This window comes from Scopulibacillus cellulosilyticus (assembly GCF_042665295.1).
GTDB classification, from domain to species: Bacteria; Bacillota; Bacilli; order Bacillales; family Sporolactobacillaceae; genus Scopulibacillus_A; species Scopulibacillus_A cellulosilyticus.
Map to the genome: position 1 here is coordinate 239,014 of NZ_JBHTCO010000005.1, position 14,447 is coordinate 253,460.

The window sequence follows — 14,447 nt, forward strand, 5'->3', positions numbered from 1 at the left end:
TTAATCCCTCCGTTTTTGCCAATCAGTTTTGTCAAAATGAAGTTCATGGGTTTTACCATGCATGTCACTAACTTTAGGATCCAAAACATACCAACCGCGGCCGTTTACAGAATCATCGGTATGATAATTAAAACGGACGTAGTTTGCATTAGCCGGCAGTTCAATTGAGACCTTGTTCCAATCTTGATTGCTTCCGGTCATTTTTGCACCAGCTGTTGACCATTCTTTACCGTCAGAAGACCATTCAACGACACCATAATCATGCTCATTTTCAGTAAGATACCAAGTTCGGAATGTTAATGTTTTCTTTTGCCCTTTTGGCAGCGTTGCTTGCATCGAGCGGTCTAAATTATCGCCGTACCCGGAAAACCATGCCGAGCCGCCTTTTGGAATAGCAACAGGTATAGCATCCGCCGTAAGTCTTGCCACCGTTCTCCGGATGCCGTTGGTTGAGACTGTATTTCTCGTCGGATGGACCCGGTTTGTTAATAGAATCGCTATCGTTTTATTATTTGGACTGACGACAATCGATGTACCGGTATATCCAGTATGTCCCATTGTCGTCGGCTCGGTCAGCGCATCCATGTACCAGCCTTGTTGGAGTTCCCAACCGAGACCATGGGAATCATCAGGGAATTGGGGAAGCTGGTTCGTTTCCATGAGATGAACGGTTGAAAGTTTCAAAATTTGCTTTCCTTTATAACGGCCGCCGTTCAGAAGCATCTGGCTGAAAGTAGCAAGATCATTAGCCGTCGAAAAAACGCCCGCATGACCGCTGACACCGTCCAGCGCCCAGGCGTTTTCATCATGAACTTGCCCCCAGACAAGACCGCGGCCCGTCCAAGGCTGGTATTCAGTTGCTGCAATCCTTGGTTTTAATGAGGCAGGGGGATTGTACATTGTATCTTTCATATTAAGAGGACCTGTAATATGTTCTTTTACATATTGGTCCAAACGTTCCCCGGAAAGCCTTTCGATAAGCACATCGAGTGTCATCATATTAAGATCGCTGTACGTATATGCCGTACCCGGCGGATTCTCTAAAGGATGTTCTAAGACATATCGCAATCTGTCTTCACGGCTTCCCTTAATATTATATAACGGTGTTTCAGGGTCGGGCCGAAATCCGGAAGTGTGGGTCATTAATTGTCTGATTGTCACATTTTCTTTACCGTTCTTAGCAAATTCGGGGATATATTTTGCGACTGGATCATCTAATTTAAATTTCCCTTGTTCATATAATTGCATTGCAGCTATGGTTGTAAACAATTTACTGATGGAAGCAAGGTCGAATATTGTATTTTTAGTCATTTTGACAGGATCTTTCATAGGTGTGAATTTATCATCTTTATATTCTGCTGCATATCCATAAGCTTGCTCTTTAACAATTGTTCCCCTGCGGGCAATTAAAACGACGGCGCCCGGCATCACTTTCTCATTAATCGCCTGCTTAATTTTGTCGTCCATCATTCTTAACGGCTCCTGTCTCATACCGGCTGCTCTCGGCGATCCGGGATGCAAAACAGGTGATGATGGTCCTGGATGATCCCATGATTTTGCTGAATCGTTTTTACTGGGAATGGCAATAGATGTTTTAGGTGTTTGTTCTATTGTAGGCTGGGGAGGGGGAGCTCCCTTGGCACCGGCAGGATAGCCGGCAAGACATAACCATGAACCGCTGACAAAGGATGAAACTAAAACAACATTCGCAATTTTTTTCATAGCAGCCTCCTGTAAAATTAAAATTTTGAAAAGCGATAAAGCTAACCTCCTTTTAATGTCATATTATTTTAAATTTTTGCATACTTTTATTAAATATATCAGGTAAAGTCATAATTTGACAATCGCGCTTTAGTCCCAAAAAATGTATATGATATCATTCAAAAATGACTAGTAGATTTTTTAGACTTTTATTGATATTGACGCAACAATAAAGTAAAAACAAAACATGATTGAAATTGTTTTGAAAAGTTAAGGGGTATATGAGTAAAAACCGCAACTATTTTAATAGTTATTTATACATAGCGGGACGCGTGGCAATTAATCGTCATTTTATAGATTTATAGACATAGAATAGTAAAAAGCCGAAGCCGAAAAGGAAGATAAGATGTTATCACCATATTCAAATCGATTAAAGCATATGAATTTTAAAAAGGCGATTGCTTTGCTCCCGGGTTTCACTATGATTCTATTTATCTTTGTCAGTCTATTGACAACGGATAAAATGAATGGGTACTTGACTTATGACAATGTAAATAAAGCGCTTAATTCATTAAAGGCTGAAATGATTGTTGATTTAATGGGAAATGAGAATCCTTACTTTAAACAAGTATTACCGGATGGTTATCAATCCGTTAATTTGGCCAAGCTTTCTTTTCAAGCCATAACTAACATTAATGTCGGGGATACGAGAACTCTGCTTGGAAATGAGCTTCCCGGTTTTTCAATTTATGATACAGATATTTATGTTGCAGGAGTCGGTACTAATTATACGAATATACCGATAGAGTCGCCGCCGCCGCTTGATTACATTATGAAAGACAAACAAGGCAACAGTAAAAATGATAGCAAAGATAACAGCAGTCAAAAGGTACCGCCGCAAAAGAATAAAAATGGACAAGTTTTTATTTATTCAACCCACAGCTGGGAATCATTCTTGCCAATTTTAGGTTTATCAGGCGATCCGGATAGTGACAAAGCGACCAGCGATTCAAAGAACATTCACATCGTCGATGAAATGTTAGCCAAGGCGTTGGATAAGAAGAACATACCGACTGTAGCCGACACAACAAGCGTAACAAAAATATTAAATGACAAAGGCATGGGGACAGGACAAGCTTATGATGCTTCACGAACGATTGTTAAGCCGGCTGTAACCAGCGGGAAGAATTATCAATTATTTATTGATATTCATCGGGATGATAGACGCAAAAAGGATACAACCGTTACAATTAATAACAAATCTTATGCCAGGACAGTTTTTGTTATCGGTAAGGAAAATCCAAACTTTGAGAAAAATAGAGATGTAGCCGATAAACTTAATAAAAAATTAGACAACTTGTATCCGGGGCTAAGCAGGGGGATCATCGGCAAAAGCGGGAAAGGGGTTAATGGTGTCTATAATCAAGATCTTTCACCGCATGCTATTTTAATAGAAGTAGGGGGGGTTGATAATACAAAAGAGGATCTGCAAAATACGGTTAATGCGCTTAGTGATGTCATCAGTGATTATATAAAAGGGAATCATCATACTTAGAAACACGATCTGGAATCATTCCAGATCGTGTTTTTCATTATTTTCACCCTGAATACTGGCACTAACCCAAGTCAGTTCCAAGACGGACAATATCCTATGCAAACTAAAAAAGCCATCATATGATGTTAATGACTCACAAATGTATCTGTCTAGGAGGGGAGTCTATGTCAGGACAAAATATGTATGCCCTTTGCCAGCAGCATTTAAACAAAGCTGTTGAAATAAGATGCCACGATGGCACTATTCATCGGGGTGTTGTCACCAATGTTGATCAGCAGCATGTTTATCTCAGACCATTAGATGGTGACGGTGTTGACGGACCTGGAGTATATGCATGGGGCTGGGGCTGGGGATTTCCCATCGCTTTAGCGTCTATTGCTGCAATCTCTTTATGGCCATGGTTCTGGTGGTAATGGTATAACAAAAATAATAACAAGCATCGTTCCCGCAGCGGTGCTTGTTTTATTGCTTAGAGGAACGCAGCGTATAAATTTTTATAAAATGATCACAATCTCTATAATTTTAACCCTCTTTTTGTTATTATCAATTTATGAGGGTATATAACTTTATTGCTTATTTTTAATTTGGGACTTCATTCTTTTTATTCTTTTAATTAATGATTAGTTATTAATCACCGATAGTCTCAGTGAACGATAATTAAGGAAGTGTTAGTTCCATGAATTTAAGTCAAGCGCTTGACTGCTTAAAAGAAAAAGGTTATAAACATACAGATAAAAGAACGGATATTTTACGCCTTTTTGAAAAGAGAAAAGGATATCTATCCGCTAAAGACATTCAGTTTAAACTGAAAGATCGATACGCGGGATTAAGTTTTGATACGATATATCGAAATTTATCCTTGTTTGTTGATCTTGGTATTCTTGAAGCAACCGAATTAGATGGTGAAAAGATGTATCAATATAATTGTTCTAATCATCACCATCATCATCTTATCTGCCTTGAGTGCGGAAAAACAGAAACGATAGAAGCCTGTCCAATGGCTCAGCTGCCTGTGTCCCATTCCGGCTTTTTAGTCACTGGTCATAAATTTGAAATTTATGGATGTTGTGAGCATTGCCGTTAATAGATTAAAAAAGACAACTGAGAACTCATTCAGTTGTCTTTTTATATTAGTGAATATCTCTCTTTTTAAATCGTCCGCCTTTAACGTCATGAATATTACCTACAGCCAGAAAAGCAGCAGGGTCTATATCTTCGACAATACTCTTTAATTTAGCTTCTTCAAGTCTGGAGATAACAGTAAAAATGACCCGTTTGTCATCACCTGAATAAGCGCCTTCTCCATTTAAATATGTGACACCCCGTCCGAGCCGGTCATTAAGAGCATCACCAATCTCATCATATCGATCACTAATAATCCATATTGACTTTGATTGGTTAAAGCCTTCAATGGTAATATCTATGACCTTAAAAGCGATAAAATAGGCAAGCAGTGAATACATGGCATGATCCCAGCCGAATATAAAGCCGGCGCCGCTTAAAATAAAAATGTTGATAATCATGACCACTTCACCTACGGAAAAAGGCGTTGACTTATTAAACAAAACGGCTAGTATTTCTGTACCATCCGTTGAACCGCCGTTTCTAATGACAATACCTACGCCAACGCCCATAAAAACGCCGCCAAAAACAGACGCAAGCAAAGGATCTTTAGTCAGAACATCAACTGGAATAAGAAAGCTTGTAAATAATGACAAAAGAATAATACCATATAATGAAGTCAGTGCGAAGGTTTTTCCAATTTGTTTATAACCGAGTAAGAAAAAAGGGATATTTAAAAGAACAAGAAATAAACCAAGCGGAAGTGACGTGAGGTAGGATAACATAATTGAAATACCCGTTATGCCGCCGTCAATAATATTATTTGGTACTAAAAAAATTTCAAGCCCAATGGCAATAAGTAAGGCACCTATTGGAACAAATATTAATCTTTCAAAAAATTTTCTTTTTGACATCTTTCGGTGCTGAAGTTTAACTGTATCTTTAGGTGCTGGATTCACTATAGGCTAACCCCCCATTATTCATCAATTTTAAATGATAAGAAAACGGTAAAAAGAATAGAACGCAGAGAAAAGCGGAATTTAGGATAGGAAACAGAAATCTTTCTAATACTATTTTACCAATAATTAAATGTATTGACAAATTAAAAAACTGGGCCGGAAAGCCCAGTTTTGATTAAACAAGCAAGAATATTACAAATGACAGAAGGACTGATGTCATTGTCATGGCTAGTAAAGGACGCAACGCCTTGCTTTTAAGCGCTTTAAAACTGACGTTTAATCCAAGTCCGACCATTGCCATTGTTAAAATAAATGTTGTTAAACTCGATACCCCATCCATAAAGCCTTTAGAAACAGGGATATACTTGCCAAGTACATAACTGCCGAACAGACTCATAGCTACAAATCCGATAAGGAAATATGGAAATTCAATTTTTTCTCCGCCTTTTCCTTTCCCTTTGCGTCTCATCCACCAAACTAGCACAAGGCATAAAGGAACGAGTAAGAAAACACGGCCCAATTTAGCTAAAAGTGCGATGGCAAGGGCATTTTGGCCTGCCGGCGCACCGGCCAGCGCTACATGGGCGATTTCATGTAAACTGGTGCCGGACCAAGTACCGTATTGTACTGCAGATAATGGGAGATAAGGTCTTAAAATCGTATAGGCAATTGCAAAAACCGTACCCATTAAGGCAATAATTCCAGCGCCGATCGCAGTGTCTTCTTCTTTAGCTTTTACAATAGGGGAAACAGCTGCTATTGCTGAAGCTCCGCAAACGCCGGTGCCGACACCAAGAAGAAAAGACAGGGACATATCAGCTTTAAATAATTTAGCGATGAAAACCGTTACAATGATGGCAAAAACTACTGCAAATAGATCGCGGGCTAATAACCCTAACCCATGATGTAAAATCGTATCGACATTTAACTTTAAACCGAACAAAACAATGGCGTATCTCAATAATTTTTTTGATGAAAAAGTAATACCGCTCTTTAATGCTTTCGGATAGCCAAAAATCTGTCTGTAAATCACTGCGATAACGATTGAACATGCCATTGGCCCAACCATGCTGAACCCCGGGATTTTAGCTAGAAAAAAACCGATCAGTGCGATAACAAAAGTAAATCCAACTCCGGCGATCCAAAGTAACGCTTTATTGCTGCCGCCGCCGGGCTGAGGACTGCTTTGGCGGTTCGTTTGGCTTAATGGTTCATTTTGAAAATCTTCTCTTAATGCTTGCTGTTCGCTCATATTAACACCCCTTGCTTTTGAATTGTGACCTGTTCATATATTCAATATAATAGAGGTGTAATCATAAGTGAAATATAAATTAATGATAGTAATCATTAATAATCCTAATGATTGGAGCGATGATCATGTATATTGAAGCTCTCCAGACATTTGTAACTGTTGTTGAGGAAAAAAACTTCACAAGGGCTGGGGAAAAGTTGCTGTTATCTCAGCCAAGCGTCAGCCTCCATATTAAAAATTTAGAGAGTGAATTCCAAACAAAGTTGTTCGATCGTTCGCCAAAGCATCTGAATATTACGCCGTCAGGTAAAATTCTCTACGAAAGGGCAAAACAAATTTTAAAATTATACACTAAAACAAAAGAAGAAATTTACGATTATTATAAAACGATTAAAGGCACCTTAAAAATTGGCGCCAGTTATACTATAGGTGAATATGTATTACCCGCGTTACTGCCTGAATTCCATGAAAAATATCCAGATATTGAACTTGAAATCAATATCGATAATACTGAAAATATCAGTAAATCTGTCAGACTTTTGCAAAATGATATCGGTTTGATAGAAGGGAGAACCAATGAAAAGGATCTGGATATTCATCCCTTTATGGAAGATGAAATGGTCATTGTTGTCCCTGAACGCTATTATCGTCAATGGCACAAGCCGGTCACTTTTGAAGACCTTCAGGATCTGACTTGGATAGCCCGTGAAAAAGGATCAGGCACTCGTGTATATATGGATCATATTCTCAGATCTTATGGAATTCGAACAAAGCAATTAATTACAATAAGCAGTAATCATGGTGTAAAAGAGGCCGTTATTAACGGGGTAGGTGCATCCATTTTATCTTTATGGGTTGTAAAAGATGCCATTCAAAATCATCAATTAAATATTGTTCATTTAAAAGATTTGAATTTTACAAGGATGTTTTCTTATGTTCTGTCTCCGCATATTGAACACACAAAAGCAGCGGAAGCATTTCTTGAAATTTTAACAAAAAAAGAATCACACAAAAACTAGTTTTCAGGCTTGATTCAGGGATGGGAGACCAATTTCAACAGTTTTGAAATGTTCTGGCAAGGTTTTAGAGCGCAGGTGAAGGATGTACGGCGGCTTATTAACAGATACTGAAAAGATAATAGATGATTTTGAACGAATCAGAAGACCAGATTTGTTTTGATTTCCGCCGTATATAAAGGAGTTTTTCATTGAGAACATTTGACTTTTTTTAGTTGAGTACAGAAAATATTGATAGGACTATTGAAAATTGTAACGAAACAGTGACGTTTGGAGGAAGCCAAAATGATTCGCGGACGATTTGCGCCGACCCCTTCAGGAGACTGTCATATCGGCAACGCGAGAACAGCTTTGCTTTCTTGGCTGCAAATCCGGCAAGCTGGGGGCGAGTTTGTGTTACGGATAGAGGATATTGATCAGTCAAGATGCAAGCCTTCTTATGCTGAGCAAATGATTGATGATCTGCTTTGGCTTGGGATAGATTGGGATGAAGGGCCGGGAACAGGGGGACCGTATGCTCCATATGAACAAAGTAAAAGAACCATTAAGTATCAAGCAGCTTTTGATCAGCTGAACAATAACGGATGGCTCTATCCTTGCTTTTGCCGCCGGAAAGATTTAAAAGCTCTCGCAAACGCACCGCACGGTCTTTCGTCTGAAGGACCTGCCTATCCGGGATTCTGCAGATATCTCACATCCAATGAAAGGAAAACTAAAGCGAAAGAAAAAGATCCGTCATATCGCTTTGCCATGCCGGACAAGCCTGTTGCCTTCGTTGACGGCATAATGGGAGAGCAACATTATGCCGCTCGTGCAGGCGGTGATTTTGTTGTTCGGAGAGCGGATGGCTTTATCGGTTACCAGCTTGCGGTTGTTGTCGACGATGCCGATATGCATATGACAGACATTCTTCGCGGCGCTGATTTATTAGACTCAACGCCCCGGCAAATTTTACTCTATCAAGCATTGGAATGGCCCGTTCCGCGTTTTACGCATGTGCCATTGCTTTACGGACCTGACGGGAGACGCTTATCTAAACGGCATGGAACAGCTGTCACGCTCCATAATATCCGTCAAGCAGGTGTAAAGCCGGAAAGTGTTGTCGGGATTTTGGCCTTTATAAGCGGTTTAATTGACAGGCCCGAGCCGGTCAAAGCTAAAGAATTAATTCTTGAATTTGATTTATCAAAAATACCGCAAAGTCCGGTCGTTTTAAGTCATAAAATGCTGCAGAATCTTTCTAACTCATAAGTTGTTAGTTCTGCAGCACTATTTTTTGCGAAAGTAAAAAAAACACTGTACTATTAAAGTTTCTTAACATGTTTCGATATCCCTTCTATTAATCTAGTATTTTTCGACAAAATCTATTAAATTATTAAATGACTAGATAATCATTCGGAGGGAAAACATCATGAAAAAAACTGCTGCAGCAGTCGCAACAATGGGATTGTTAGGAACTGTAACATTTGCAACAAGTGCATCTGCACAAACAATAACGATACATAAAGGAGACACACTCTGGGATATAGCCCAAAGATATCATACAACTATTGATCATTTAAAAGCAGTCAATCATTTAAACTCCGATCGCATTTACGCCGGACATACTTTAAACGTACCTGATGACAACAAAACATCAGGTAATTCTTTTGCAGGCACAGATTCCAGTACTTATACAGTAAAATCTGGTGACACTTTATGGGGGATTGCAAAATCTCACGGAACAACCGTCAGTGCTATTAAATCTCTAAATGGTTTAAAAGGAGATACAATTTATGCCGGCCAACATTTGAAACTCAGCGGCACTTCCGGACATTCAGACAACAGTTCAGGTTCATCAAGTTCTAGTTCTAATGCCAGTACTTACACTGTTAAGTCTGGAGATACTTTATGGGGAATTGCAAAGGCTCACGGAACAACCGTCAGTCAGATTAAATCACTAAACGGTTTAAAAGGTGACACGATTTATGTCGGTCAGCATCTGAAACTAAGCGGTGCGGCAAGTCATTCAAACAGCAGTTCAAGCTCAAGCCACAGCGCTTCCAGCCATGCACATGCAGAAAGTTCAGCTTCGTTAAATGTTGATCAGTTAATTTCAGATGCAAAAGCTCTAATGGGAACGCCTTATAAATGGGGCGGAACGTCACTGTCAGGCTTTGATTGCAGCGGATTTATCTACTATGTCCTTAACGAACAAATGTCATACCCCCGGTTAACCGTGGCAGGCTATTGGGACAGAATGGAAAGCGTCAGTTCGCCGCAGCGTGGTGATTTTGTATATTTCCAAACTTACAAAAAAGGTCCTTCTCATATGGGAATTTATTTAGGAAACAACCAGTTTATCCATGTCAGCTCAACCCGCGGCGTAGAAATTCAAAGCTTAAGCAATCCATACTGGCACCCGCGTTATTTGGGTGCTAAACGTTTTAATTAATTTAAATGCCCTTCTAAGATATTTTACTGTATGCTTGGAAGGGCTTTTTATGTGATAACTCTGCTATGCAGTAATATTTGACGCTTTTGTCATAAAGGTTTAGCATTTAAGCTAACTATTGTCACGTTCTGTAAAACCAACTTAATAATATAATAGCATGAGACTATAAGTGGGAGATTTTGTAATGAGTGAGACGATAAGAAAACCTTGGCTTTTAGTTGTCACAATCGGTCTTGGCACGTTACTCAATCCGCTCAATTCCTCAATGATTTCGGTTGCCCTTACACGATTGCAGCATGAATTTGATTTAACCTTTGCAAGCGTTTCGTGGTTAATTTCAACATTTTATTTAGCAAGTGCAGTCGGGCAGCCTATTATGGGGAAATTGAGTGATATGTTTGGACCGAAAAGAATGTTTTTAGCAGGGCTGATCATTATTTGTTTGGCGTCAATCCTGGCACCATTTTCACCAAACTTTGGCTGGTTAATTGTTTTCCGGATGCTTCAAGCCATAGGGAGTTCCACGTTGTTTCCAAGCGGTATGTTAATGATACGGCAAAGCATTTCTAAAAATCGGGCCCGGGCACTTTCAATATTAAGTATATTTTCCTCAACTTCAGCTGCCTTTGGGCCGTCCATAGGCGGATTTTTAATTAATTTTGGTGACTGGCCGGCTATTTTCTTTATTAATTTTCCTTTTATTATAGCTTCGTTCATTTCAGCTATCTTTATTTTGCCAAGGGATGGCAGGGTGAAGCTGGATTTAAGACGGATCGATTTTATTGGTATCATCCTGTTCATCATCAGCATTGTGATGATCCTGCTGTTTCTTTTATCTTTTGAGGGACCGATCCATTGGTGGACTTTGGCCGTTGCTGTCATTTCAAGCTTGCTTTTTTATTTTCAGGAGAAAAGGCCAAAAGAACCGTTTATTGATTTTAAGGCTTTAAAAACAAATATCAATCTATCATTTGTTTACCTGCAGTTTATTTGTATCAATTTAATTTTTTACTCAATCTTTTTTGGTATGCCGTCTTTTCTGCAACAGGCACAGCATTTTAGTGAAAAGAGTACAGGAGTTATTATGCTATCCATTGCCGGTTTCGGCGTCATTATCGCACCGTTTGCCGGACGCTGGATTGATAAGAAGGGCTCAAAACCGCCGCTTTTAGTCGGCGCCTTAACGGTTATTATAGGGACAATATTACTTTTGACTATCCATGTGGCTTCACCTGTATGGTGGATGTTCTTAGTGCTATCGATATTAGGGATTTCTAATGGCTTTAACAATATCGGCATGCAAACCGCACTTTATGCTTTTGCCAGACCGGAAGAAACAGGCTCAGCATCAGGCTTGTTTCAAACAAGCCGTTATATTGGCACCATTTTATCATCAGTTTTACTCGCGCTGTTCTTTAATAAGCATATGGACGGTGCCCACTTGCATATTATTACAATCATTTGTCTTATCGTTAGTGTCATTATTTTGCTGCTTACGATACGTATGCCGGCCAAAAAGCGGGATACGAGCCGTTAAGGACAAAACGCCGCCTGTTCTAAACAGTCGGCGTTTTGTCTTAGAAATCATTTTTCATTTACGGGTTTGCTTTTGTAGTTTAAGGCATCAGGCTGAATCTCATGCCATGTAATAAAATCTTGAAAATAGTCTTCAAATTCATACCCTTGATTAATCAATCGTTCAATATGTTTGGCAATACCGATAATTTCCGATTTAACCAGGTTTTTGTTTTGTTGATGGTTTATTAAATAATAAAAGATCTCTTGATAAACAATGTCTTTTGGACGAATACCTTGTTGGATCGATTTTTTTACTTTTTCCTCACGTTCATATATTTTGTCAATGTATGTATACAGACGCACCTCAAATTCTTTTCTTTCAAATATACCTTTATGATGAGCGGTAACATAATATTTAGCATCAGTTTCCAACGTTTTTTGAGATGATTCAATAAATTGATCAATGTCCGAATCAGCATCGTTGTACCATGGCCCAAAAGAAGTCAGGTCGTAATCTCCGACGAAAAGGACGCCATATTCAGGAAAATACGGACAGCAGAAACCTTCCGTATGGCCGGGAGCATGAATTGCTGTCATCGTTGTTCCGGCAATGTTTATCGGCCTGCCGTAGGGATAAATGTGTTGAGCAATGCCTATAACAGGTCCCCAGCTTGGTTTGTTTTCATTTACGGGGGCTTTTTTATTCATCATTTGTTTTTGAACCCATTTTTCTACACCTTGACTGCCGTATAAGGTTTCTACGCCATTAGCTTTGGCAAGTTCATAAGAATCGGTCAATTTATTAAAGTCATACGGATTAATAAAAATTTCAGCGCCTTCAAATAAATAAGCCCCCCAAATATGATCGAGATGGTAATGGGTCAAATAAATCTTGTCAACAGAATGATGCTTTTTTATATAATCAAAAACTTTCCTGCCGCCGCCGCAATCAATGAGTACCGTTTCATCCTCAGCTTCCACTAACAGTGTTGTACAAAAAGGGACATGGCTGTTATTTTCACCGGTTAAAATACGAATCGGTCCGACTTGTTTGTATGACATTAAGATTTCTCTCCTATTATAGAATTCTGCCGTTTTATACTATTATAGCTTGATATTTCCTTATCTCAATCTTTAAATTTTTATTTAAAGCAAACAACCTTTATTGCATTATTCAGATAATATTTATATTATTATAGCATACTAACCATTAGGTATGCTAAATGATGAAATTTTTATAGACGGTATATCTAATGTTAGATCGAGACTATTTTTCGTTAATCATTCAAGATTAATTTCGAAGCCTCCACTACTAAAATATCGATTGGGGATTGAATTTTCTAAATAATTGTACTAAAATTTAAAACAAATACTAACCAGTTGGTATATAAAAGTTGTTTGCCGGGTTGCCTGTTCAAACAATATAAAAACAATAATAGACTGGAGAGAATGTCATATGCATTTGCGATTAAATGATGAACAAAAAATGGTTCAAAAAACAATTAGAAAGTTTGTTGAAAAAGAACTTATGCCTCTCGAAAACGAAGTTCTTCGCAATGAATTAGAAGGGAAGCCGGGAATTTCCAAAGAAAAAATCAAAGAATTACAAAATAAGGCTAGAGAAGCTGGTTTTTGGGGCATCAATACCCCTGAAGAATACGGGGGTGCTAACCTGGGCCAAATGATGCTCGCCATTGTTACGATCGAAACAGCGAAAACTTTTGTCCCATTTTCCTTTGGCGGCTATGCCGACAATATTCTTTATTACGGAAATGAAGAACAGAAAAAGAACTATCTCATCCCGACGATTAACGGTGAAAAGGTTTCCTGTTTCGCATTTACAGAACTTGGGGCAGGCTCAGACACAAGAAATATCAGAATGTCAGCCGAAAAAAGGGGAAACGAATGGGTACTTAACGGCGAAAAAGTTTTTATCACTAACGGCAATGATGCTGATTTTGCGATGGTGTTTGCTGTTACTGATAAATCAAAACAAGGCCGCGGCGGTGTCACCTGTTTTCTCGTTGACCGTGACATGGGCTGGAAATCCGAATACATTCAAACAATGGGTGAATGGGGCCCAGCGTCACTTGTCTTTGATAATGTCCATGTTCCGGAAGAAAACATTCTCGGGGAGTTACACGGCGGATATAATCTCGGGTTAGAGTGGATTGGTTTTGCAAGATGGATCGTCGGTGCAAGGGCTGTCGGTTCTGCTGAAAGACTATTGCAAATGGCAATTGATTATTCAAAGGAAAGAGAAACATTTGGAAAGCCGATTTCATCAAGGCAGGCAATCCAATGGCAAATTGCCGATTCTGCTGTTGAAATTGAAGCAGCGAGGTGGCTCGTCTTTAACGCTGCCTGGACGCTGGATCAAGGTGAAGATAACCGTCATCTTGCTTCAATGGCCAAATTATTTGGGGCCAATATGGGTAACCATGTTGTTGACCGTGTTCTGCAAATTCACGGAGGTTTAGGATATACAAAAGAATTACCGATTGAACGTTGGTACCGGGAAGCCAGATTATGGCGTATCTATGACGGCACAGACGAAATCCAACGCATGATTATTGCCAGAAACTTATTAAAAGGCCATGTAAAACTTGGAGATTATTATTAAATCAATCCAAAGATTTAGTAAGCTAAAATACTTTGAATCAGGTGGAGAGCGATCCGCCTGATTGAAATATCACATTACTTTTTCTTTTTAAATAAAATAGTTTTCAAAACTTAATAAGTTAACGCAGGGATTCCGTTTTACAAGTTGAACTAAAATATAAACTCATTGATAACCTTTTAAATATCCGCTAATAACTTTTAACCGCACAAATTTTGCTGCAACTAAAAAACCTTCACAGTCAATCATTCCCTAAGTTCTTCTGAATCATTAGAGACAACCATGAATATAGATCGCTTAAACAATAAACTTATTTTAATTAAGAAAGGA

At 38.9% G+C, this 14,447-nt stretch carries 12 protein-coding genes; 8 read left to right on the forward strand and 4 right to left on the reverse strand.

Annotated features, from left to right (window positions below):
- On the reverse strand, positions 1 to 1,722 hold the full coding sequence (locus ACFQRG_RS07705) for a serine hydrolase (protein ID WP_380965281.1): 1,722 nt from the start codon (positions 1,720 to 1,722) through the stop codon (positions 1 to 3).
- A 385-nt stretch (positions 1,723 to 2,107) separates the two neighbouring features.
- Here ACFQRG_RS07705 and spoIIP point away from each other — a divergent pair, with 385 nt between their 5' ends.
- From spoIIP to ACFQRG_RS07720, 3 genes are all read left to right on the forward strand, one after another.
- Complete coding sequence (gene spoIIP / locus ACFQRG_RS07710; RefSeq protein ID WP_380965282.1) at positions 2,108 to 3,256, forward strand: stage II sporulation protein P; 1,149 nt, start codon at positions 2,108 to 2,110, stop codon at positions 3,254 to 3,256.
- A 164-nt stretch (positions 3,257 to 3,420) separates the two neighbouring features.
- Entirely contained in the window at positions 3,421 to 3,669 is a 249-nt protein-coding gene (locus tag ACFQRG_RS07715) for a hypothetical protein (RefSeq protein WP_380965283.1), read from the forward strand.
- A gap of 263 nt (positions 3,670 to 3,932) precedes the next feature.
- A complete protein-coding gene (locus ACFQRG_RS07720) occupies positions 3,933 to 4,340 on the forward strand; it encodes a Fur family transcriptional regulator (RefSeq protein ID WP_380965284.1) in 408 nt (135 codons plus the stop codon).
- Positions 4,341 to 4,386: 46 nt separating this feature from the next.
- On the opposite strand, the gene ACFQRG_RS07725 is transcribed toward ACFQRG_RS07720, so the two are convergent.
- Positions 4,387 to 5,232 carry a YitT family protein gene (locus ACFQRG_RS07725; protein ID WP_380965390.1) on the reverse strand — a complete coding sequence of 282 codons (846 nt, stop codon included), beginning with the start codon at positions 5,230 to 5,232 and terminating at the stop codon, positions 4,387 to 4,389.
- Positions 5,233 to 5,452: 220 nt separating this feature from the next.
- The gene (locus ACFQRG_RS07730; RefSeq protein ID WP_380965285.1) at positions 5,453 to 6,529 is read right to left on the reverse strand and encodes a YeiH family protein; all 1,077 of its coding nucleotides are present in this window, start codon (positions 6,527 to 6,529) and stop codon (positions 5,453 to 5,455) included.
- 125 nt (positions 6,530 to 6,654) lie between these two features.
- Here ACFQRG_RS07730 and ACFQRG_RS07735 point away from each other — a divergent pair, with 125 nt between their 5' ends.
- The 4 genes from ACFQRG_RS07735 to ACFQRG_RS07750 all read left to right on the forward strand — a co-directional run bounded on the left by ACFQRG_RS07735 (position 6,655) and on the right by ACFQRG_RS07750 (position 11,516).
- Entirely contained in the window at positions 6,655 to 7,548 is an 894-nt protein-coding gene (locus ACFQRG_RS07735; RefSeq protein WP_380965286.1) for a selenium metabolism-associated LysR family transcriptional regulator, read from the forward strand.
- 282 nt (positions 7,549 to 7,830) lie between these two features.
- Complete coding sequence (gene gluQRS / locus ACFQRG_RS07740) at positions 7,831 to 8,796, forward strand: tRNA glutamyl-Q(34) synthetase GluQRS (RefSeq protein ID WP_380965287.1); 966 nt, start codon at positions 7,831 to 7,833, stop codon at positions 8,794 to 8,796.
- A 160-nt stretch (positions 8,797 to 8,956) separates the two neighbouring features.
- Positions 8,957 to 9,979 carry a C40 family peptidase gene (locus tag ACFQRG_RS07745; RefSeq protein ID WP_380965288.1) on the forward strand — a complete coding sequence of 341 codons (1,023 nt, stop codon included), beginning with the start codon at positions 8,957 to 8,959 and terminating at the stop codon, positions 9,977 to 9,979.
- Positions 9,980 to 10,163: 184 nt separating this feature from the next.
- Positions 10,164 to 11,516 (forward strand): MFS transporter, encoded by a 1,353-nt coding sequence (locus ACFQRG_RS07750; RefSeq protein WP_380965289.1) that lies wholly within the window; start codon positions 10,164 to 10,166, stop codon positions 11,514 to 11,516.
- A gap of 47 nt (positions 11,517 to 11,563) precedes the next feature.
- Here the strand turns inward: ACFQRG_RS07750 and ACFQRG_RS07755 are convergent, their stop codons facing one another.
- A complete protein-coding gene (locus ACFQRG_RS07755) occupies positions 11,564 to 12,559 on the reverse strand; it encodes an MBL fold metallo-hydrolase (RefSeq protein WP_380965290.1) in 996 nt (331 codons plus the stop codon).
- Between the two features lie 394 nt (positions 12,560 to 12,953).
- Here ACFQRG_RS07755 and ACFQRG_RS07760 point away from each other — a divergent pair, with 394 nt between their 5' ends.
- Positions 12,954 to 14,120, forward strand: a complete 1,167-nt coding sequence (locus ACFQRG_RS07760; RefSeq protein WP_380965291.1) for an acyl-CoA dehydrogenase family protein — start codon at positions 12,954 to 12,956, stop codon at positions 14,118 to 14,120.
- The last annotated feature ends 327 nt before the right edge of the window (positions 14,121 to 14,447 follow it).

Bases quoted from the DNA above. Each gene is read 5' to 3' on its own strand.
- ACFQRG_RS07735 (WP_380965286.1), top strand. From the start codon at position 6,655: ATGTATATTGAAGCTCTCCAGACATTTGTAACTGTTGTTGAGGAAAAA.
- spoIIP (WP_380965282.1), top strand. From the start codon at position 2,108: ATGTTATCACCATATTCAAATCGATTAAAGCATATGAATTTTAAAAAG.
- ACFQRG_RS07730 (WP_380965285.1), bottom strand. From the start codon at position 6,529: ATGAGCGAACAGCAAGCATTAAGAGAAGATTTTCAAAATGAACCATTA.
- ACFQRG_RS07750 (WP_380965289.1), top strand. From the start codon at position 10,164: ATGAGTGAGACGATAAGAAAACCTTGGCTTTTAGTTGTCACAATCGGT.
- ACFQRG_RS07760 (WP_380965291.1), top strand. From the start codon at position 12,954: ATGCATTTGCGATTAAATGATGAACAAAAAATGGTTCAAAAAACAATT.
- ACFQRG_RS07725 (WP_380965390.1), bottom strand. From the start codon at position 5,232: ATGTCAAAAAGAAAATTTTTTGAAAGATTAATATTTGTTCCAATAGGT.
- ACFQRG_RS07720 (WP_380965284.1), top strand. From the start codon at position 3,933: ATGAATTTAAGTCAAGCGCTTGACTGCTTAAAAGAAAAAGGTTATAAA.
- ACFQRG_RS07755 (WP_380965290.1), bottom strand. From the start codon at position 12,559: ATGTCATACAAACAAGTCGGACCGATTCGTATTTTAACCGGTGAAAAT.
- ACFQRG_RS07745 (WP_380965288.1), top strand. From the start codon at position 8,957: ATGAAAAAAACTGCTGCAGCAGTCGCAACAATGGGATTGTTAGGAACT.
- ACFQRG_RS07705 (WP_380965281.1), bottom strand. From the start codon at position 1,722: ATGAAAAAAATTGCGAATGTTGTTTTAGTTTCATCCTTTGTCAGCGGT.
- gluQRS (WP_380965287.1), top strand. From the start codon at position 7,831: ATGATTCGCGGACGATTTGCGCCGACCCCTTCAGGAGACTGTCATATC.
- ACFQRG_RS07715 (WP_380965283.1), top strand. From the start codon at position 3,421: ATGTCAGGACAAAATATGTATGCCCTTTGCCAGCAGCATTTAAACAAA.